At 35.1% G+C, this 20,956-nt stretch carries 22 protein-coding genes and 3 tRNA genes; 12 read left to right on the forward strand and 13 right to left on the reverse strand.

What is annotated here, in order from left to right; translation table 11 throughout:
* Nucleotides 1–6 precede the first annotated feature (6 nt).
* Genes ABXT44_RS05840 through cgtA form a run of 6 tightly spaced genes read right to left on the reverse strand, consistent with a single transcriptional unit; the run spans nucleotide 7 to nucleotide 4,445 of the window.
* Complete coding sequence (locus ABXT44_RS05840) at nucleotides 7–585, reverse strand: NfuA family Fe-S biogenesis protein (RefSeq protein WP_416686311.1); 579 nt, start codon at nucleotides 583–585, stop codon at nucleotides 7–9.
* Entirely contained in the window at nucleotides 578–1,423 is an 846-nt protein-coding gene (gene panC / locus ABXT44_RS05845; protein ID WP_416686312.1) for a pantoate--beta-alanine ligase, read from the reverse strand. Before panC ends, ABXT44_RS05840 begins: the two co-directional genes overlap by 8 nt.
* Nucleotides 1,423–2,205, reverse strand: a complete 783-nt coding sequence (panB, locus tag ABXT44_RS05850) for a 3-methyl-2-oxobutanoate hydroxymethyltransferase (RefSeq protein ID WP_416686313.1) — start codon at nucleotides 2,203–2,205, stop codon at nucleotides 1,423–1,425. Before panB ends, panC begins: the two co-directional genes overlap by 1 nt.
* Nucleotides 2,202–2,675 carry a 2-amino-4-hydroxy-6-hydroxymethyldihydropteridine diphosphokinase gene (gene folK / locus ABXT44_RS05855; RefSeq protein ID WP_416686314.1) on the reverse strand — a complete coding sequence of 158 codons (474 nt, stop codon included), beginning with the start codon at nucleotides 2,673–2,675 and terminating at the stop codon, nucleotides 2,202–2,204. The genes panB and folK overlap by 4 nt, the downstream gene beginning before the upstream one ends.
* The gene (gene proB, locus ABXT44_RS05860) at nucleotides 2,669–3,442 is read right to left on the reverse strand and encodes a glutamate 5-kinase (protein ID WP_416686315.1); all 774 of its coding nucleotides are present in this window, start codon (nucleotides 3,440–3,442) and stop codon (nucleotides 2,669–2,671) included. Before proB ends, folK begins: the two co-directional genes overlap by 7 nt.
* Nucleotides 3,429–4,445 (reverse strand): Obg family GTPase CgtA, encoded by a 1,017-nt coding sequence (gene cgtA / locus ABXT44_RS05865; RefSeq protein ID WP_416686316.1) that lies wholly within the window; start codon nucleotides 4,443–4,445, stop codon nucleotides 3,429–3,431. Before cgtA ends, proB begins: the two co-directional genes overlap by 14 nt.
* A 248-nt stretch (nucleotides 4,446–4,693) precedes the next feature.
* Between cgtA and ABXT44_RS05870 the strand changes: the two genes are divergently transcribed.
* Entirely contained in the window at nucleotides 4,694–5,953 is a 1,260-nt protein-coding gene (locus ABXT44_RS05870) for a 3-deoxy-D-manno-octulosonic acid transferase (protein WP_416686317.1), read from the forward strand.
* A 9-nt stretch (nucleotides 5,954–5,962) separates the two neighbouring features.
* On the opposite strand, the gene thiC is transcribed toward ABXT44_RS05870, so the two are convergent.
* Nucleotides 5,963–7,831 carry a phosphomethylpyrimidine synthase ThiC gene (gene thiC, locus ABXT44_RS05875; protein WP_416686318.1) on the reverse strand — a complete coding sequence of 623 codons (1,869 nt, stop codon included), beginning with the start codon at nucleotides 7,829–7,831 and terminating at the stop codon, nucleotides 5,963–5,965.
* A gap of 38 nt (nucleotides 7,832–7,869) precedes the next feature.
* Here thiC and hemB point away from each other — a divergent pair, with 38 nt between their 5' ends.
* Nucleotides 7,870–8,859: a porphobilinogen synthase gene (hemB, locus tag ABXT44_RS05880; protein ID WP_416686319.1), complete on the forward strand. Its 990-nt coding sequence runs from the start codon at nucleotides 7,870–7,872 to the stop codon at nucleotides 8,857–8,859.
* Between the two features lie 61 nt (nucleotides 8,860–8,920).
* Nucleotides 8,921–9,376 carry a hypothetical protein gene (locus ABXT44_RS05885; protein ID WP_416686320.1) on the forward strand — a complete coding sequence of 152 codons (456 nt, stop codon included), beginning with the start codon at nucleotides 8,921–8,923 and terminating at the stop codon, nucleotides 9,374–9,376.
* Between the two features lie 17 nt (nucleotides 9,377–9,393).
* Here ABXT44_RS05885 and ABXT44_RS05890 read toward each other — a convergent pair whose 3' ends face one another.
* From ABXT44_RS05890 to rpoZ, 4 genes are all read right to left on the reverse strand, one after another.
* Complete coding sequence (locus ABXT44_RS05890; RefSeq protein ID WP_416686321.1) at nucleotides 9,394–10,059, reverse strand: nitroreductase; 666 nt, start codon at nucleotides 10,057–10,059, stop codon at nucleotides 9,394–9,396.
* Nucleotides 10,060–10,117: 58 nt separating this feature from the next.
* Nucleotides 10,118–11,002 carry a DMT family transporter gene (locus ABXT44_RS05895; protein WP_416686322.1) on the reverse strand — a complete coding sequence of 295 codons (885 nt, stop codon included), beginning with the start codon at nucleotides 11,000–11,002 and terminating at the stop codon, nucleotides 10,118–10,120.
* Nucleotides 11,003–11,034: 32 nt separating this feature from the next.
* On the reverse strand, nucleotides 11,035–12,951 hold the full coding sequence (gene acs / locus ABXT44_RS05900; protein WP_416686323.1) for an acetate--CoA ligase: 1,917 nt from the start codon (nucleotides 12,949–12,951) through the stop codon (nucleotides 11,035–11,037).
* A 137-nt stretch (nucleotides 12,952–13,088) separates the two neighbouring features.
* Nucleotides 13,089–13,433, reverse strand: coding sequence for a DNA-directed RNA polymerase subunit omega (gene rpoZ / locus ABXT44_RS05905; RefSeq protein WP_416686324.1), 345 nt, complete (start codon nucleotides 13,431–13,433; stop codon nucleotides 13,089–13,091).
* A 55-nt stretch (nucleotides 13,434–13,488) separates the two neighbouring features.
* On the opposite strand from rpoZ, the gene dnaQ reads away from it, so the two are divergent.
* The 6 genes from dnaQ (at nucleotide 13,489) to ABXT44_RS05935 (ending at nucleotide 17,195) form a co-directional block, all read left to right on the forward strand.
* The gene (dnaQ, locus tag ABXT44_RS05910) at nucleotides 13,489–14,160 is read left to right on the forward strand and encodes a DNA polymerase III subunit epsilon (protein ID WP_416686325.1); all 672 of its coding nucleotides are present in this window, start codon (nucleotides 13,489–13,491) and stop codon (nucleotides 14,158–14,160) included.
* Between the two features lie 87 nt (nucleotides 14,161–14,247).
* Nucleotides 14,248–14,324 (forward strand) — tRNA-Pro (locus ABXT44_RS05915).
* 48 nt (nucleotides 14,325–14,372) lie between these two features.
* Nucleotides 14,373–14,449, forward strand: a tRNA-Arg gene (locus ABXT44_RS05920).
* A 16-nt stretch (nucleotides 14,450–14,465) separates the two neighbouring features.
* Nucleotides 14,466–14,541: transfer RNA gene (locus ABXT44_RS05925), tRNA-His, on the forward strand.
* A gap of 162 nt (nucleotides 14,542–14,703) precedes the next feature.
* Entirely contained in the window at nucleotides 14,704–15,426 is a 723-nt protein-coding gene (locus tag ABXT44_RS05930) for a hypothetical protein (protein ID WP_416686326.1), read from the forward strand.
* 275 nt (nucleotides 15,427–15,701) lie between these two features.
* Nucleotides 15,702–17,195 (forward strand): FG-GAP repeat domain-containing protein, encoded by a 1,494-nt coding sequence (locus tag ABXT44_RS05935; protein WP_416686327.1) that lies wholly within the window; start codon nucleotides 15,702–15,704, stop codon nucleotides 17,193–17,195.
* 65 nt (nucleotides 17,196–17,260) lie between these two features.
* Here the strand turns inward: ABXT44_RS05935 and ABXT44_RS05940 are convergent, their stop codons facing one another.
* Complete coding sequence (locus tag ABXT44_RS05940) at nucleotides 17,261–18,349, reverse strand: tetratricopeptide repeat protein (protein WP_416686328.1); 1,089 nt, start codon at nucleotides 18,347–18,349, stop codon at nucleotides 17,261–17,263.
* 206 nt (nucleotides 18,350–18,555) lie between these two features.
* Between ABXT44_RS05940 and ABXT44_RS05945 the strand changes: the two genes are divergently transcribed.
* Together ABXT44_RS05945 and ABXT44_RS05950 are read left to right on the forward strand one after the other, a co-directional pair.
* On the forward strand, nucleotides 18,556–19,500 hold the full coding sequence (locus tag ABXT44_RS05945; protein WP_416686329.1) for a DMT family transporter: 945 nt from the start codon (nucleotides 18,556–18,558) through the stop codon (nucleotides 19,498–19,500).
* Between the two features lie 107 nt (nucleotides 19,501–19,607).
* The gene (locus ABXT44_RS05950; RefSeq protein WP_416686330.1) at nucleotides 19,608–19,994 is read left to right on the forward strand and encodes a hypothetical protein; all 387 of its coding nucleotides are present in this window, start codon (nucleotides 19,608–19,610) and stop codon (nucleotides 19,992–19,994) included.
* A 142-nt stretch (nucleotides 19,995–20,136) separates the two neighbouring features.
* On the opposite strand, the gene ABXT44_RS05955 is transcribed toward ABXT44_RS05950, so the two are convergent.
* Entirely contained in the window at nucleotides 20,137–20,283 is a 147-nt protein-coding gene (locus ABXT44_RS05955; protein ID WP_416686331.1) for a hypothetical protein, read from the reverse strand.
* Nucleotides 20,284–20,444: 161 nt separating this feature from the next.
* Here ABXT44_RS05955 and ABXT44_RS05960 point away from each other — a divergent pair, with 161 nt between their 5' ends.
* Nucleotides 20,445–20,939: a hypothetical protein gene (locus tag ABXT44_RS05960; protein WP_416686332.1), complete on the forward strand. Its 495-nt coding sequence runs from the start codon at nucleotides 20,445–20,447 to the stop codon at nucleotides 20,937–20,939.
* Nucleotides 20,940–20,956 lie beyond the last annotated feature (17 nt).

Genomic DNA, 20,956 nt, shown 5'->3' on the forward strand with positions numbered 1-20,956 from the left:
CAAGAGTTACATATATGCATTTTCTTTATGAGAGTGATCCGTTGCATCAAGAACAGCAGATATTTCTGGATATAAGCCCTTAAGTTGTTTTTCAACCCCATCTTTAAGTGTCATGTTTACTGAACTACATCCTTGACAACCACCTCCAAAATTTAAAATCACTTCTTTTTTCTCAGTGACTTCAACAAGGTCAACAAAACCTCCATGTGATGCTAAGCTTGGATTTACTTCAGTCACGATAGTAAACAGAACCTTTTCCTCAAGAGGAGCATCATCTTTAGGCGCTTCACCTTTGGCATTAGGAGCAGTGATAGTAAGTTTTTTATTCGTACCATCTAACTTCAATGCAACATGGGAGTCACTTAAAAATTGGTTATTAGATTCATCAATAAAAGCACTAAAACCCACAAAAGGAAATTCATTATAAGTATCAGGGAGATCGCTCTTGATACAGAAGTTAAATGTTACCGTTGCAACCGGAGTACCAGCTTTTTCAACGTCAACTTTTAAGCCAAGATCTTTTTCATCTTGTTGCTCAAAAAGGTCTGCAACATAAATTTCTGCTTCTTCAGTAATACTAAACATTTGGCCTCCTAAAGACAATATTATCGATTAGTCGAGTTTCACCCAACCTTATAGCGGATATTATAATAATTTCTGAAGTGTTAGTCGCGATTTGTGTAAGGTTATTCGCATTTAGAATTTCAAGATATTCTACTTCAAAGTTAACTCTTAACTCAGATAGAGTTTTTTCCATAACAAATTCAGTAGAATCTCCCTGCTCTATAGCCGTTTTTGCATTACTAAGTTGCTGATAAAAAAAGGGCGCCTTCTGTCGGTCCTTGTTACCTAGATATTTATTTCTTGTGCTCATTGCCAGGCCATCAATCTCTCTTTGAGTAGAAACTGACTCTATCAAGACATTTAAATTATTATTTTCAACAAGAGATTTAATAATTAAGAGCTGTTGATAATCTTTTTCGCCAAAAACCGAATAATTAGGATTTACAATATCAAATAATCGATTTACGACTTGTGCCACTCCATTGAAATGCGTTGGTCTAGAAGCGCCACAGAGCAATCCTCCCATTTCACCCACATCATAATTTGACAAGGTTCCATTTGGATATATTTCATTTTTTGAGGGAATAAATAAGGCGTCTACACTCTGACCCTCTAAAAGAATCTTGTCATCAGAAAAAGTCTTGGGATATGAGTCAAAATCTTCATCTTTAGCAAACTGAGTGGGATTGACAAAAACACTTACAACAACAACATCTGCCAAAGATTGGGCTTTTTCTACTAGCCTCAAGTGCCCATCATGAAGACCTCCCATAGTTGGGACTAGGGCAATTTTTTTATTACTACTTCTGTGGGTATCTAAAAAAACCTGAAGATCACCTGACCTTTCAAACATTTTCATTAATAACTCTCACTTTTATTAGGAAAACTTCCTTCTTTTACCTCCGAAATAAAGGCTTTAATCGCTGAAGAGATACTGCTTTCTGAGCTTAAAAAATTACGAACAAATCTTGGCTGCCTACCAAGTGTTATGCCTAACATATCATAACTAACCAAAACCTGGCCATCGCAATCCTTTCCAGCTCCAATTCCAATTGTAGGTATTTTTAGCTTTTTAGTTATTAACTTTGCTAAATTACTTGGAATGCACTCAAGCACTAAAATACTTATGCCTATAGATTCGAGCAACTTTGCATTATCTAGAATTGATTTAGCATCAGCCTCATCTCGACCTTGAACTTTATACCCACTTGAATCGACAACTAATTGTGGCTGAAGGCCAAGATGGCCACAGACTCTAATATTATTGGAAACTAAGGCATTAATGACATTTGTATTTTCAACTCCGCCCTCTAATTTGACCATATGTGCACCATTATCAATCAATTCTTTTGCGTTGACTAAGGCAGTTTTCGGATTGTCATAACTATGAAAAGGCATATCTGCGATGACTAAAGATTGATTACAAGCTTTTGCAACAATTGCAGAATGGTACAGCATGTCATTCATAGAAACTGAGCGCGTATTTTCAGAGCCCTGAATAACCATTCCAAGTGAGTCGCCAATTAAAATAATATCAACGCCTGCACTATCAATAAGCTTAGCCATAGAAGCATCATATGCTGTTAGGCATGTAATTTTTTGACCATTGTCTTTGAATATACTTAACTCAGAATGTTTCATAGTTTTTTCACATCTAACTTATTAATTCTATCGAGTAGACTTATTATTGGCCCTAATAAAGGAATTTTAATTTTAGGCTCTATTTCAAATAAAGGCATTAAAACAAAGGCCCTATGTATTGCTTCTGGATGGGGTATAGACAACCTTTTGTTTGAAATAACCTGCTCTCCATAAAGAAGTATATCTAAATCAATCGTTCTTGATCCCCATTTTAACTCTCTTACTCTTTGCTGATTATCTTCAATTTCTTGGCAAAGATTTAATAAATTAATAGCACTCAGTTTTGTTTCAATCTTACATACTGCATTGATATAGTTTGGGCCAGGAATATCTAAAAGAGGCTTGGATTCATAAAAACTTGATGCATTAATAAGTTCAGTCTTATTATCATCATTCAGAGAATCAAGGGCTCTTTTTATTTGAACTTTTGGATCCTTTAAATTTGAACCTAAGCCGATATAAGCTAACAATGAATTAGAGTCCCTATATTTTCTCCTTGGTATATTCTTGTTAAAACGCTCTCTTCTCTTCCCCAAGCTATATTAGAAAATGTTTTAGATTTTGCGGCTTGCTTTGCAGCCATAACTTTTGAATACATTCCTCCAGAACCTAAAATACCCCCAGTTTTTCCAGCAACTCGCTCTAATTTTTCATCATCAAAATGAATCTCTTTTATTAAGCTGGCATTCTTATTTACTCGAGGATCGTCATCGAAAACACCATGCTGATCTGTCAATATAATTAATCTTTCGGCATTTAAAAAATTTGCTACAAGGGCAGCCAACGTATCATTATCACCAAATTTTATTTCTTCGGTTGCAACTGTATCGTTTTCATTGATTACTGGTACTGCGCCAAACTCAAGCAAATTCTCTAGAGTTGCTGAGATATTTTCGAAATGTTTGGTATTAGTTAGGTTATCTTGAGTCAAGAGTACCTGAGCTGTCTGGACTTTATGTTTTGCAAATAGATATTCATAAGCCTGGACTAACCCCATTTGACCAACAGCGGCAGCTGCCTGAAGTTTATGAATATCAGTTGGTTTGTCTTTCCAGCCAAGTCGTTTCATACCTTCAACAATTGAGCCACTAGAAACCAAAACAACATCAATGTTATGAGATTGCAGTTCAACAATTTGCTCAACCCATTCAGAGATTAGGTCTTTATCAATCCCTTTTCCATTATTAGTTAAGAGGGCAGATCCAATCTTTACGATCCAGCATTTATTCTTCTTCATCTTTCTCTTCAATAAGGTCATACAAACCAAAAACTAAGGACTTGCAGCCCATACCATTTAAAGCAGATATGTTAAACACATTACCTTTATATTTGACTGTATTAAGAAAATCTTTAATTATCTTATCTCTTTTATCTTCTTGAATAAGGTCAATTTTATTAATAGCTAATAACCTTGGTTTTTCAAAAAGCTCGTCATCAAATTTTTTTAACTCAGCCTCAATAGTTAAATAGTTACTAGCAGGATCCGAGCCATCTGCTGGCAAGATATCAATCACGTGAAGAAGCGCTTTTGCTCTTGAAAGATGTTTAAGAAATTCAAACCCAAGACCAACACCTTCGCTTGCTTTTTCAAGTAAGCCAGGTATATCGGCCATAACAAAGTGATTATTGCCAGCCTTTACAACACCAAGATTTGGGTGGAGGGTTGTAAAAGGATAATCAGCTACCTTTGGTCGAGCCCCAGAAATTTGCCTGATTAAGCTCGATTTTCCAGCATTTGGCATACCCAAAAGCCCAACATCTGCCATTACATTAAGTTCTAATCCAATCTCTCTCACCTCTCCAGGCGTTCCTGGTGAAGTTTGTCTTGGTGCACGATTAATTGAAGATTTAAAACGAGCATTACCTAGTCCATGAAAGCCTCCTTTTGCAACCAAAAGATCTTGCTTATGAAGTGTAATTTCGCCGATTACTTCATCCGTTGAAAGGTCAATTATTTTAGTTCCAAGTGGGACTTCGACATACATATCAATAGCTGACTTCCCTCTTCGATCACTTCCTTCTCCAGGTAGGCCATTTTTAGCTCTATATAAACGGTTATAACGAAACTCGCTTAATGTATTAAGTCCCTCTTGACCACGGAAAAAAATACTACCGCCATCACCGCCATCACCGCCATCTGGACCACCATCTGGAATATATTTTTCACGGCGAAAGCTGAGGCAACCTCTACCACCTTTACCAGCTTCAACCATCACACTTGCAGAGTCAACAAATCTCATAATTTATACGATTAATAATTTAATTAATAGCTTGCATCGAAATATGAATCAATCTAAAACAAAATAGATGCAATAGAAGTTAAGTGATAAAGCTATAATATCAGTCAATTATTATACCTTTTTTCTTATCTAAAGCCCTCTTCAAGATAAGCAAAAGTATTCCATTTGAATTATTTAATCATAGACTTTGGCTTAGTGTTATTTATGAAAATAAAAGCTCAATTAAAAAAATATAATGAAATAGTGAAATGAATAGATTTATATATACAGTTTTAATTATTCTAAGTTTGCCATTTGCTCTTTTAAGGATCCTATTAAGAGATGCTAAAAACTCTAATTGGATCCGTAAACTAAAAAATCAATTAGGTTTTGTGCCTACAATTTCAGGCAAGGTTATATGGTTACATTGCGTATCTGTTGGAGAGTTTAATGCAGCCAAACCTCTAATCGACAAGATATTTATTAAATTTCCTCTTCATAAAATTGTTATCTCAACCACAACTATTACAGGATCGGAAGCTGTTGAAAAGCACTATAAAAGCCAAGTCATTCATTGTTTTTTTCCTTTTGATATCCCTTTTATAGTTAGTTCATTCCTAAAAAAAATCAAGCCTGTTGCTTGTATTCTTTTAGAAACAGAAATATGGCCAAATTTAATTACTAAACTTAAACATAAAAATATTCCAGTAATGCTTGTTAATGCAAGATTATCAAAAAAGTCTTTTAAAAAATATAACAAATTCTCCCCTAAGTTAGTTAGTTCGACTCTAAATAGCTTGAGCATAATATGTTCTCAGAATGAAAGCTCATCAAAACGCTTCATCTCACTTGGTGCTAATAATAATATTATTACTACCGGAAGCTTAAAGTTTGATTCCAATGAACCTAGTAATTCAAAAACTATTCAAACATTAAAAAATATAACTGGAGATCGAAGAATTGTTGTTTTTGCCAGTACAAGGAAAGGTGAAGAGTTACAAATAATCAAAAGCTATCTCGCCCTTAAAAGCAAATTCAATGCACTTCTTTTAATGGTACCAAGGCACCCAGAAAGATTTAATGAAGTTTTTAATATGGTTAACGAAACTGTTCTTAATGTTAAAAGAAGATCATTAGCTGGTCATTGTGAGCAAGATACAGACATACTAATTGGAGATAGTATGGGTGAAATGATGTCTTATTTAAACATAAGTGACATAGCATTTATTGGTGGAAGCCTGACAAATAATGGTGGTCAAAATATGCTTGAAGCTGCATCACTTTCAAAACCTATTATTTTTGGTCCAAGCGTATTTAACTTTGAAGAAATCTCGAAGAGGCTTTTAGATGATGGATCTGCTATACAAGTAAGTAACGCTGAAGAGTTAATGAAAACTATTTCTGAACTGCTTTTAGATGATGAAAAGAGAAAACTAATTGGAGAAAGTGCTAAAACTACTTTTGAAAATAATCGCGGCGCAACGACTAAGATATTTAAAGCAATCGCACCACTCATTAAAGATATTTAAAGAAGACTCTTAAGCACCCTCTTTCATATAGATTTCACTATCATTATCTAAGAATTCTTCAGACTTTTTATCCATTTCGATTTGAATTTCCTGAATTTTTTTAACTTCTTTGGCATCTAAACCTTTAATGTCTTGAGAAATCTTCATAGAACAAAACTTAGGTCCACACATCGAACAAAAGTGCGCAGTTTTTGCAGCTTGTTTTGGAAGGGTTTCATCATGAAAACTTCGAGCAGTATCAGGATCTAAACCAAGATTAAACTGATCTTCCCACCTAAATTCAAAACGAGCTTTTGAAAGAGCATTATCTCTGATTTGAGCCCCAGGATGCCCTTTGGCTAAATCAGCAGCATGCGCTGCAATTTTATAAGTAATAATTCCTGTTTTAACATCATCCTGATTTGGTAGCCCTAAGTGCTCTTTAGGAGTTACATAACAAAGCATTGCACAGCCATACCAGCCAATTTGAGCCGCTCCAATCGCTGAAGTAATATGATCGTAGCCAGGAGCTATATCAGTGGTGAGTGGGCCAAGTGTGTAGAAAGGCGCTTCTCCACACTCTTCCAACTGCTTTTCCATATTGTCTTTAATCATATGCATTGGCACATGACCAGGACCCTCAATAAAAGTTTGAACATCATGCTTCCAAGCTATTTTTGTTAATTCACCTAAGGTCTCAAGCTCACCAAACTGGGCATCATCATTAGCATCTGCAATCGAGCCAGGCCTTAGGCCATCGCCTAAAGAAAAGGTCACGTCATATGCCTTCATGATTTCACAGATATCTTCAAAATGCGTATAAAGAAAACTCTCAGTATGATGCGCAAGACACCACTTAGCCATAATTGATCCACCTCTTGATACAATCCCCGTAACTCTATTCATAGTTAGAGGGACATACTTAAGACGAACGCCAGCATGGATAGTAAAGTAGTCAACCCCTTGCTCTGCTTGCTCAATTAAGGTATCTCTAAACACTTCCCAAGTTAAGTCTTCAGCAACTCCTTTAACTTTTTCAAGAGCCTGATAGATAGGAACAGTTCCAACAGGAACAGGGGAATTGCGAATAATCCACTCGCGAGTTTCATGAATATTTTTTCCAGTAGAAAGATCCATAATAGTGTCAGAGCCCCATCGAACTCCCCAAACCATCTTTCCTACCTCTTCATCAATTGAAGAGCCTAGAGCTGAATTACCAATGTTTCCATTAATCTTAACTAGAAAGTTTCTACCAACAATCATGGGCTCCGTTTCTGGATGATTAATATTATTAGGAATAATTGCACGGCCCCTAGCAACCTCATCTCTTACAAATTCAGGGGTAATTATTTTAGGAGTTGCAGCTCCAAAGCTTTCGCCTTTGTGTTGTCCAACTTGATCTTTATACTCCTGCCAAAGACAATTTTCTCGAATAGCAATATATTCCATTTCTGGGGTAATAATGCCTTTCCTAGCATAGTGCATCTGAGTAACATTTTTACCTTTCTTTGCCTTTCTTGGGGCTTTTAAATGTTCAAATCGAAGCTCATCAAGTTTTTTATTACCAAGTCTCTCGTTTGCAAATTTCGAGCTAACACCATCAAGAATCTCGGTGTCATCACGCTCTTCTATCCATTTCGAACGGAGTGACTCAAGCCCCTCTCGATAACTGATCGTTTTACTAGGGTCTGTATAAGGTCCAGAAGTATCATAAACGTGAACTGGATCATTTTTTTCTGCAAGATCACCAATGGTGTCGGTGAGTTTGATTTGCCTCATTGGGACTCTAATATCGTCACGTGAACCCTTGACGTAAACCTTGGTTGAGTTAGGAAAAGGCTTAATAAAGGCCTCGTTAATACTTGATAGACTAGTAAGTGTTTCGGATGATTGCTTCATTATTGTATAATTTGGTTAATGTAACTTGAGAAAAGAAAATGTCCATTTTAACTCATCGACCAAGAAGAATGAGGAAACACGAATTTAATCGTTCATTAATTCGCGAGAACTCACTAAGTGTAAGCGATCTCATATATCCTTTATTCATTATTGAGGGTGAAAATAAAAAAGAAAAAATTGATTCAATGCCTGGAATTGAACGACTTAGTATTGATCAATTATTGATTGAGGTCAAGGAAATTGTTGATTTAAAAATTCAAGCGATTGCTTTATTTCCAGTAATTTCTCCTGATAAAAAGACGCTCGAAGCTGAAGAATCTTATAACCCTGATGGACTTATTCAAAAGGCGGTTAGGGCACTTAAAAGAAACTTTCCAGATCTTGCAGTTATTACAGATGTGGCACTAGATCCTTTTACGAGTCATGGCCTAGATGGGGTTATTGATAGTAATGGATACGTTCTTAATGATGAAACTGTGAACATTTTAGTTAAACAAGCGCTGTCCCATGCTAAAGCTGGAGCAGATATTGTTGCCCCTTCTGACATGATGGATGGGAGAATTGGAGCGATTCGTTATGCGCTAGAAGAGCAAGGTTATATTCACACAAATATACTTGCGTACTCTGCCAAATATGCCTCTTCTTTTTATGGTCCATTTAGGGATGCTGTAGGCTCATCAAAAAGTCTAGGTAAGTCTGATAAAAAAACTTTCCAGATGGATCCTGGAAATTCTGACGAAGCAATTCGTGAGGTAGAGCTTGATATTTTAGAAGGTGCTGACATGGTTATGATTAAGCCAGGTTTGCCTTATCTTGATATAGTAGCTAAAGTAAAACAGACCTTTGGTGTACCAACTTTCGCTTATCATGTTAGTGGCGAGTATGCAATGCTTAAAGCGGCTAGTCAAAATAAATGGATTGACGAAAAATCAACAGTACTTGAAACCCTTCTTTGCTTTAAAAGAGCTGGAGCAGATGCTGTTCTAACCTACTATGCCAAAGATGCAGCTAAATGGATGCAAGATTAGTAATCAATGTTTAATATAGAAACTTTATAGATTCTCAAGCTTAATGAAATAGAAGATACAAATGAACCAAAAAATAGCCTTTTACTTGCTTTCAATTATCGCAATATTTTTTATTGGTTATAACTACTCACAGTTCAATATAGTGCCAGTAAAGCCTGAAATTATTACTATCAATAATAATGATGAGATTGAAGAATATAAATTAGATAATTTAAACCTTCAGCAACAACTAGAAGAACTTAATAATCAACTTATACTTGCACTTGACGAACTCCAATCCACCTCTCAAAAACTCAATCTTTCTGCCAGTAAAATTCAAGTTCTTGAAAAAGAGTTGAGCTCAATTCAAAATGCATTCAACCTAAGTGACTCATCACTTAAAAAGAGTAACGCAAAGCTTTTAGAAAATGAAAAAACTTTAAAAGACTTAGAAAAAGCATTATCAGATGCCGAGCTGGATATTGAACTAATTAAATTTGATCTTGAAATTGCGGAAGCCAATCTTCGAGCTAACTAAGAAACTAATTTATATTTTTAAAAGTAATATTTAGCTATTTGAGATAGATCTTCACGAGGAGTTCTATAGCTATTTATTACCTGGGCTTTATCTTCATAGCCAATCGCCATTCCGCAAAGAACAATTTTATCTTTATAGTGTGGAAATTCCTCTCTAACAATCTCAGGATACTCGCCAAGAGCTGCTTGTGGACAAGTAGCTAATCCATGCTCGACCGCTGAAAGCATAATAGACTGGATAAACATACCATAATCCATATAAGAGCCCTTCTCCATCGACTTATCAATAAAAAAGAGTAGGATAACAGGCGCGTTGAATGCTTGATAATTTAACGCCCATTGATCGAGCTGTTTTTGCTTATCCTCTCTCTTAATACCTAATGTTGAATACATTAATAAACCGCACTCTTTTCTTCTTTGCTTGAACTCACCCAACCATTCAACAGGATAGTACTTATAATCCATAGTCCCTTTATTACCATCTCGAAAGGCTTTTTCAAGCTTACTACATAAGCCATCCTTACTTTCTCCAGTTACAACAGCGACCTGCCATGGCTGGGTATTTACTCCAGAAGGAGCTGTTTTTGCTTGATTAATAATTTCATTAATAACACTAATAGAGACATCTTTGTCTAAAAATGCTCTTGTTGATTTTCTTTCAGCTAAAGCGGTTTTTACATCCATCATTCATTCCATTATGTGAGATATAAGTATCAAATCCAAAAATTTAAATAAATTTACCCTAAATACTTCTAGGCTTGGCATAAAGAACTATTATATTTCCAAATATTATTAATATAACGCCAATTAATCCCGTCCAGCTCCAAACATAATCTTCAAATAAAGTTGATAGAAGCAAAGCAATCGTTGGGGTAAAAATATTGACGTATGAAGCTTTATCAGCACCAATATTCCCTACAAGTTTAAGATAGACACCAAACCCAATTGCTGAGGCCACTACAGATAAATAAATTAGGGATGTTACATAGCTATAGCCTGTACTAAAACTGAAACTTATATCACTAAAAGATATATAAGTAACAAGGATAAGTGATCCATATAGCATACTGAAAGCATTACTTTGGATTAGGGGAATTTTTCTGGCTTGCATTTGACCAGAGAGCAGCATCCCAATTGACGCAAAGAAAGTTGCAAGTAGCATCCAAAGAAAACCCTTTACAATTCCTGAATCTAATGACCACTCAGTGCTACTTATCTCATTTGAAAATATAATTGATAACCCTGCAATACCAACTATTGCTCCAAATAATATGGGTAATCTTATGGGCTTTTTAAAAAAAATAAAACCATTAAAAACAGTAAATAAAGTAAGTGTTGAAAAAATAAGGCAAACCACTCCAGTTGTTAAATAGGAGGTGCCAAAGTAGGCACAAATATAATTAATACAAAATAGAAAAAATCCTAATAAAAGCCAGTTTACGTGTTCTCGCCAAGGATAAGAAAGCTTTAGACCTCGAGCGAAGCACCAAATAAATAGCAAAAGGGATGCAAGCAAAAAACGCCATACTATTGAAACCTGTGGAGCCACATCACCCAACTGAAAACTTATAGCAAACCAGGATGAGCCCCATGCAAGGAGAACTATAATGTATAGGAATGCATTCATGTTTTATCGATTTATAGCTAGGTATGAAAAGACTATTGGACTCTATTTTTAATCAAATCATCGACAACACTGGGTTCAGATAATGTTGATGTATCTCCGAGCTCTGCATAGTCATCTTCTGCAATTTTCCTCAGGATACGTCTCATAATTTTTCCAGACCTTGTCTTTGGAAGGCCCTGTGCAAATTGAATTTTATCTACCGTTGCGATTGGGCCTATTTCTTTTCTAACTAAAGCTACTAGATCTTTTTTAAGCTCCTCAGTACCAATAACGCCAGTCATTAAAGAGACATAAGCATAAATGCCTTGGCCTTTTATATCATGGGGCATACCAACAACTGCGGACTCACTTACATCGCTATGAAGAACTAAGGCAGATTCAATTTCAGCCGTACCTAGTCGGTGTCCAGATATATTTAAAACATCATCAACTCTTCCAGTAATCCAATAATAGCCATCAGCGTCTCGCTTTACTCCATCTCCTGCAAAATATTTACCTGGGTATGTCGTAAAGTAAGCCTCCATAAATCGCTCATGATTGTTATATAAAGTCCTCATTTGACCTGGCCAAGATCTTGCTATAACAAGAACACCTGATGCCTCACCCTCTAAAAGCTCTCCACTTTCACTAAGAACTTGTGGCTCTACGCCAAAGAACGGCATAGTTGCAGAGCCAGGTTTTAGGGCTGTTGCAAAAGGCATAGGTGTAATCATGTGGCCACCTGTTTCTGTCTGCCACCAGGTATCCACAACTGGACATCTCTCCTCGCCAACAATATTGTAATACCACTCCCAAGCTTCAGGATTAATTGGTTCTCCAACAGTTCCTAAAATTTTTAAACTAGCCCTAGATGTTTTTTGCACATGCTCATTTCCAGCACCCATCAAAGCCCTAATAGCAGTAGGCGCTGTGTAAAAAATATTCACTTTATGTTTATCAATTACCTGCCAAAATCTTGAGGCATCTGGGTAATTAGGAACGCCCTCAAACATCAAAGTAGTTGCTCCATTAGCCAGTGGCCCATAGACTATATATGAGTGGCCAGTAACCCATCCAACATCAGCAGTACACCAGTAAATATCGCCTTCTTGATAATCAAAAGTATATTTATGAGTCATTGCAGCATATAACAAATATCCTCCTGAGGTATGAAGAACACCCTTTGGTTTTCCAGTTGAACCAGAAGTATAAAGAATAAATAAAGGGGTTTCAGCATCAAACATCTCGCAAGGAAAGTCTGGTGAAGCATTTTTAACTAACTCGTGATACCATACATCTCTATCACCCCAATTAACTTCTCCACCTGTCCTCTTTACAACAACAATATGTTCAACACAGTCACATTCTTTAGTTGCAATATCCACATTGGCTTTTAAAGGAATTGATTTGCCGCCACGAACCCCTTCATCAGAAGTAATTACTAGCTTGCACTCACTATCAAGAATTCGATCTCTCAAAGCATCTGGTGAAAATCCTCCAAAAACTACTGAATGAATCGCGCCAAGCCTTGCACATGCAAGCATGGCAACTGTGGCTTCAACGATCATAGGCATATACAAACAAATACGATCGCCTTTTACAACACCTAAATCCTTCATTCCATTGGCAAATTTACAAACTTTTTCGTGTAGATCTTTATAGGTTATTGATTCACTTAAATTAGGATCATCTCCCTCCCAAATAATTGCAACCTGTTCAGCACGTTCGGGCAGATGACGATCTAAACAGTTATATGACACATTTAAAGTTGCACCCTCAAACCAAGCAATTTTTCCTTTAGAAAAATCAACATCTGAGACTCTTTCCCATTTCTTTTCCCAGTCAATAAATTTATCAGCCTGTTCAGCCCAAAACTCATCTGGATTTAAAATAGAATAATCATACATAGACTGATAACTTTCAGCATTGATTAATGGCTTTCTATTGCTTTGCATAATAGGATATTGCATTGAATTTCCTCAATATTGAATTTGTTAAAAAAACCATGTTACCAAAGTCAATGATTATAAAAATAGTTAAATATATTGAATTGGGCAAAAAAAAATGACGCAGTGCGTCATTTTTTATTAACTCTTAGAAGTCTTATTTATTCATCAACCTCTTTAACTGCTAGATCATCAGATTCAGCTTCTGAATCTAACTTTACATCTGAAAGCTCTGCTGCGACTTCGTTTGCTTTGGCTTCTTGAGCAAGTCTATCATGAGCATTAAGCTCTTCTTCCATTGCATATTCTTCAGTCAAAATTGAGGCATCAATCAAACCAGCTTCAATTTCTCTAAGAGCTACTACTGTAGGCTTATCTTTACCAACATCTAAAGTTGATCTAAACCCACCAGAGTTTAACTGGTGCGCTCGCTTTGCAGCAACTAAAACTAATTCAAATCTATTCTCTACCTTATCTAAACATTCCTCTACTGTTACTCTTGCCATAATCTTAGTTAACCTATTTTGATCAGATGATAAAATAAAGCAATTTTACTTTAATATGCCTAACATGGAAAGACTTATTGTACTTGATACTGAGACAACTGGAATTCGACCAGAAGAGGGGCATCGCATCATTGAAGTCGGAGCAGTACAAATATTAAATAGAGAAATAACAAACACTGAATTTCATAAATATGTTCAACCTAATAAGCCAGTTGGAGAATCAGTTAATATCCATGGCATTACAGATAAATTCTTAATAAATAAACCGCAATTTAATAAAATTTCTAATGACTTACTATCTTTTATTAAAGGGGCAACTTTAATCATTCATAACGCGCCATTTGATCTAGGATTTTTGAATAATGAATTAAAAATAAATGGTATTGACAAAAAAATAGAAGATATTTGTCAAATCATAGATACCCTAGAACTATCTAAAGAGCAGCGTCCAGGCACTATGCACAATCTAGATGCATTATGTAGACGTTTCGGAGTTGATACAAGTGCTAGAACAAGACATGGAGCTTTACTAGATGCACAGATTCTCGCTCAAGTCTATCTTGCAATGACTGGAGGGCAATCAATATTGTTTCAAGAAAGCTCAAACATTGAATCCCAGATAAGTGATCCAGCAATTATCAAAAATAATATTGCTAATAAAGACAATATCAAAGTTATCTACGCAAATAAAAAGGAAACTGACCTTCATGATAACTACTTTAAATAGCAAGTAAATAGTGCAAATAAAATAGATTAAATATGTCTCAAAATAGGCGTTGACTAACAATCCTATCACAGTATAATTACTCACCTTCGGAGTGTGGCGCAGTCTGGTAGCGTATCTGGTTTGGGACCAGGTGGTCAGAGGTTCGAATCCTCTCACTCCGACCAAATTTATAATTAAAGTGCAAGCCTAGACTTTATTAAAGTAAAGTTATTGCGCCCATAGCTCAGCTGGATAGAGCAACGGCCTTCTAAGCCGTAGGTCATACGTTCGAATCGTATTGGGCGCACCACTTTTTAAATATTATGGCGGGAATAGCTCAGTTGGTAGAGCCCCGGATTGTGATTCCGGTTGTCGCGGGTTCGAGCCCCGTTTCTCGCCCCACTTCCTATTAGGGATTCAGCCTCATACTCAACTAAAAAAGTTTAAAAAATAAATTTATAATAGCTCTTTTTGGGTCTTTTTAAATTCTTATACAAAGTGTAGACTCAATTTTTTTTTGAAACTACTGAAAGGTATTTCTTCTTATACTAAATTGAAATCTAAATGTTTAAAGCAATAAACATAAAACTATTTAAGACAAACATTAACTCAATATTATTAATATTAATTATTTGCTCATTAATTTTATCTTTTATTTCAGCAACCAAACTTTCAAAAATAAATATAACGACTTTGGATATAATAAATTTTGATCCAAAATCTGTTCACAGTCTGAGTTTAGATATACAGAGCTTTAATCCAAAATCTTTGCATATGCAGGGCTTAGATATAAAGAATCTGGATATAGAGAGCCAAAATATAAAGGTTTCTGATATAGAGAGCCAAAATACAAAGGTTTCTGATATAGAGAGCCTGAATACAGAAACTTTGGATATAGAAGATGCTGATCTAAAAAGAAGTTATTTGCGAAGTATTGACTTATACAAATCTGACATAAACGCTGATTCAAATATTCCTGATTTAAATATAGATAATTACAATATTAATTTATATAATCTTTTAAGTGAGCTAATAGGTAGTCGCTCAATAAGTTCTGATGATTTAAAGAAAATTGCTTTAGCAGGGTTCTTTGAAACAACTCTTGGTAAGACTCATCTTGAAAGGTTTAAAACTGCCGATAATGGCTCTCTCTTTGAACAATATAAAATAATTATTGGGAAAAAACCGATTTATACAACTACAGAGGGTTTTGATGTTTTAGTAAATCCAATTGGATGCATCAATAATAGTTGCGACAAATCTATAAAATTTATTAAGTTTTATTAATATTAGATTAGACTAAAAGCACTATAATTAAACTTGGATTGAGTAACCCTGGTGTAACTCAAATTGAAAAGATTACTAGTTTCGTCCCCCTTCCAGCTTTAGCTGGATGCAAGCAACGTAGTTGCGGAGGGATTGTGATTCCGGTTGTCGCGGGTTCGAGCCCCGTTTCTCGCCCCACTTCCTATTAGGGATTCAGCCTAATACTCAACTAAAAAGAAGTCAAAAGTCCTTTTCTGTGACCTTTTGCGTACGTCCTATTAAGGTATAGTAGTTTTATGAAGAAACTATTCCTACTTTTAATACTACCCTTCTTCTCAGCCCAAAGTTTAGCGGGCTCGTGTCCTGATGGCAGTGAGCCAGTACAGAGTGTTTCTGAGGATGGTTCTTATTACATCTACAACTGTAGCAATGCCATTAATGAGCAATCATCTTTTTCTAGTTCAAACACAAAAGCAGTAGCGGGTATTGATATTGTGAATGACCCCAATATTGACTTTTTCAAGCCACCACAAAAGCCATATCCAACAGGTAAATTATATTGGTTTGGACGGATGTGGCAAATGGCAGATTTTAATAAGGATGGATATAGTGATGTTCTTTACATAGGCACTATGAATCCAAATAATGTTGAATGGACTGGGGAGGATACTGGTGGGCTTTGTGGTGGTGGAGCTTGTAAAGGAAATAAACCATTACCATCATTGTTTTTGGGTGATGCTAAAGGCAAACTTACTTACGCACCTCAGCTACTAATTGATAAACGTGAAGATAGTGGAATGTCACTAGGAAGGCAGATCCTTGTTGCTGATTATAATAATGACAGTATTCTTGATTTTTATATCGCTGATACTGCAGTTGGAACCCATAACGGTTTTAGGGATAGCTATTTTTTAAGCCAATCCAATGGCACTTGGCTGGAATCATCAAAAACACACCTAAGCCACTCTAATTTTGAAGTATTTGACCACGGCGCTGCAACGGGTGATATTGATAGTGATGGCGATATGGACATTGTTATTACTGAGACTAACTGGAAAACAGGAACAGCTTTATGGTGTTTAATAAATGATGGAAAAGGTTATCTAAATAAACGTAAGTGCGGAGGTATTTTTTCTTTTGCCTTAGAGCTTGCTGATATCGATGGTGATGGTGATTTAGACGTATTACTGGGAGCACACGAATTTGAGAAGAGTATAGACTTCACTGGTATTGTTTGGAATGATGGTAGGGGTAATTTTAACAAGCATAACAATATCCGCTTACCTCAACATAAAAAGAAATGGGGCTCAGTGCCTGAAGTTTCAGCGGCGGATTTGGATAATGATGGTGACCTAGATATTGTATATAGCAGAGCCGGTGTTTTATATGTAGGCACAGCAATACAAGTCATAGAAAACTTAGGTAATAAGAAGTTTAAAGACCACGGAATATTTCCTTTAGTTAAGGCACCAGATGACTTCATACCAATCCATGAAGGAAATGAATGGAATGATTTTATTGAGGATATTCGATTTAGAGACCTAGATAAAGATGGAGATATCGATTTATATTTATCGAGCTCTATGTCACTTAAGACTGACGGTATGGTTTTACTAAATCAGGGTGATTTTGCTTTTGAGTTATTACTCCCTAACGTTGCTAAAAAGTATGTAACAATTGACTACAAAGCTCCCACACCTGTCAGCGAAGAAGAAAAGGCAGAAGAGCAGGCAGTGTTAGAAGAAATTGCGGCATTTGAAGCAGAACTGTCAGCTGAGCTTGATGAGTAATTACCCTCCCTCACACACCAATCAAAATTGAACTTTGGTTAGATTGAGTAACCTCACTCCATGTTTTAAGAGACTTTCAAGATATAAATCTTTCCATCAATCCAATTATTTCCTTCTTTCCTTAATTTCACGTTTTGAGAATCAACTAGTTCAAAACCATTAGAAGCAACTTCTAAAATATAACTATCTGAGTGAGCATAACGTGAACTTTTTAAAAGGGAATAACCTTCACCTAGATGTGTTTCAATTGAAAAGATAAAAAAAGAATTTTTATTAGCGCACTTTTTTACTGCATTAAACATTGATGTTATCTCACCAATATATATAAATACATCAAGAGCAATAAATAAGTCATATTTTTCTTTTGATAAGTTAAGTTTTTCAACAATGTCTCCAGCAATTAAACTATCATAAATATTCAGTTCATTTGCTTTGGATATCATATTTTCTGAGATATCAATTCCAGTAAGATTATTGCTAATGCTTTGCAAATCTTCTCCTGATAAACCCGTTCCACATCCCAAATCAATTACTTTATCAAATTTAGCTTTTGCAGGATCAATCTTTAGGATTATTTCTTTAATAAGAAATGGCAGCTTATATTGAAGTTGGTTTAATAAAGACTCATCAAATCTTTCTGCATAATCATCAAATAGGTTTTTAACATATTCCTTTGGAGGTCCCTTACTTGTATTTCCTTGTAATGAATTAAGCATATGTTGAGGAATAGCATAGTCTGGTTTAAAAATAAGCGCCTTTTCATAGAACTTAATTGCTAGATTAGTTTTTCCCTGGCTAGCATAACAACCTCCAGCCATATTAAACAGTAATGCATCATTAGTGCTACCTTTTATTAGCTCTTCAAGGACATTAATTGCATCTGGAATGAGCCCCTTAGAAAAAAAATATATGACAGAAAGAATTTTATTATTATGGGTTACAGCATAGTCAGGACTTATAGCCACAACTTTTTTATAACTTTTTACTGCTGCATCTAACCGACCAAGCTTATGATTTGCAGAACCAACATTGTAATGCGCATCAACATACTCTGGCTTAATAGAGATCGCTTTCTCATAGAAACTAATTGCAGTCTCTAATTCTCCTAACTTAGCGCACCCCTTACCTTTGATATTGTATAGTTTATGCTGCATTTGATTTGATTTTAATTAAGCCTAAAATATCATGTAATAAATCTATTTTTGATCACTATTGTAAACTGTAAAGAATAATAATGAACTTAATATATAAACGCTATAATAAGTTTTTAATTACATCAGCCTAGATTAAAACTAAGGATATTATTCCTCTTTTATTAGGTTTTTAGTCTAATATTTAATAAATAAGGAACCTCATTAAATTGATAAAAAAACTACTTAATAACCTTTGGATAATTCAATTTTTTGAATCCCAAAGCTCTCAAACTAAAGCAATAATTTTAAACATCTTGTCTATAGTTTTTTTTTCAATAATGGTTATTTTTATTAGAAAAGCTTCTGAAAACCTGCATATCCTTGAAGTTGTTTTTTTTCGAAACCTATTAGCTTTTATTGTAATGCTGCCATTATTAACATCTACTGGCCTAGCTGCAATAAAAATGAATAATACCAAGTTATTTTTTATGAGAGGTTTTTTTGGTGCTATTGGAATGCTCGCTGGATTCACCTGTCTAACACTTATACCACTTGCTCAAGCGACAGCAATTAGCTTCTCAAAACCAATATTTATAACAATCGGCGCCACTATTTTTTTAGGAGAAATAATTAAGGCTCGAAGAATTGCTGCAATTATTATTGGTATTATTGGAATGCTTATAATTGTTCAGCCTGGCGTCAATAGCCTTTCATTTGGAATAATGCTTGCAATTATTGCGGCATTAGCTCACTCAATTAATGCATTAATTGTAAAAAAACTTACTCTTACTGACAGCCCTCAGGCAATTGTTATGTGGATGGTAATAATTCTTATTCCAATTACTTTTATTCCAGCTGTTACGGTTTGGCAGTGGCCAAGTTTTGAAACCTGGCTTTACCTATGGGGAATTGCAATTGTAGGCACGCTCGCGCATTTTTCATGGACTAAATCCTACACAATGGCCGAAATTACCAGCTTGGAGTCAATTGAATTTATAAAACTGCCCATTATGGCTCTTTTTGGGTGGATGATTTTTTCAGAAATTCCTGGCACCTGGACTTGGATTGGTGGCTCTATAATATTTTTGTCAACAATATACATAAGCCGTCGAGAGGCAAAAGCTACAAACTCACTTAAGCTAAATCATGAAGCTCAGGAGCCAAAATTTTAATGACTGAAGACTGAGTATATTTACTAGATAGATTTTAACATCCGACATTAATCCAACTTTTCAAATGGGTATACTAAGTTATAAATGAGAAAAATTAATATTTAGCTATGAGTTCTTACAAAGTATTTAAGCATCCTGAAAAAGGCTTTGAAGCTGTTAAATCTGGCTTTGCTTGGCTAGCCCCTTTTAATCCTATTTGGCCTTTATTTAGAGGGTTATGGGCACTATTCATTACTTATATTTTTTTCATTCTTATTTTAGCTAGTATTGATGCTCAGGTATATGGACTTGTTGATTTTATTGATATTACAAATGCTAATAACTTGCAATGGATCTTATTAATTATTCAAATTGTTATATTTGCCTCTCCTGGCTTTAAAGGCAATGAGTGGACTGCAACAAATTTACAGAAAAAAGGCTACATATTTGATTGTTCTATAGAGGCTAAAAACAAAAATGAAGCACTTTTATTGGCTGCTAACTCAGTAACCTAGAATAAAGATTGAATAAAGTAAACAGCTTGATGTTAAAAACTAGAGTTTAATTTAATTTAGAAAGATTAAGCTTTAATCAAAAAAAATCCCACTAAATAAGCGCATACTCATTTGTGGGAAATTTTAGTATAGTACAGGTTATTTAAAAAATACTTGTTACAGCACTCCATATTCCACCTACTACCGTACCTACACCACTAACTGCTGCTGCAGGAACGGCCATCATAGTGTCCATACAACCACTAACTAACAATGCCATAATAGCAACAAATAAGAATCTTAACTTCATTTTCAGAACTCCCAAATTAATTGAAATTTCATTATAAAGTACTTTAATTTGGTTGTTTAATCAAATTCTAAACTTTTTTGAAATTTAAAATAAACTCTATTAATTCAAGACAGGGTATATTGTAAACTTAAATATCAAATAATAATCTTATGTGGATACATATGTATAAAGTCATAATAACTGCTTTTCTATTAGTATCAATTAACTCTTACGCCTTAAGCCTAACTAATGATGCAATTGAGCGTGGTATTAACCAAACTTGCTCGAAATACTTAGGTGAAATTGAAAAATCTTATAACTTAAATGGTTTAAATATTACATTTGTGCACCCTGAGAGTTCTGCTTTACTTCCATCACTTCATATATCTTCACAAAAATATAATAATGGATCTTCAACCTTTTCAGCAACCCTGACTCCTGATGAAGAATATTGCTATATTTCAACAGTTTTAGTTACATCTGTAAATAATCAAAGTTGTAGTGAAATATCTCAGCTTAAAGTTGAGGTAAATCCAGACCTACAGACTTCTAGCTATGCTGATGGTGACTTCACTATTATTACTCCTAAAGATAATACCTATCAAATAATTCTAACTAGTCAAGGTGTAACTGGTTGCTCTATGACAGAAACTCGCATGCTTTGGCCAGGCAGATAATTCTCTCATTATCAAAT

The sequence above is a fragment of the Candidatus Pseudothioglobus sp. Uisw_041 genome (genome assembly GCF_048087625.1).
Lineage (GTDB): Bacteria > Pseudomonadota > Gammaproteobacteria > PS1 > Pseudothioglobaceae > Pseudothioglobus.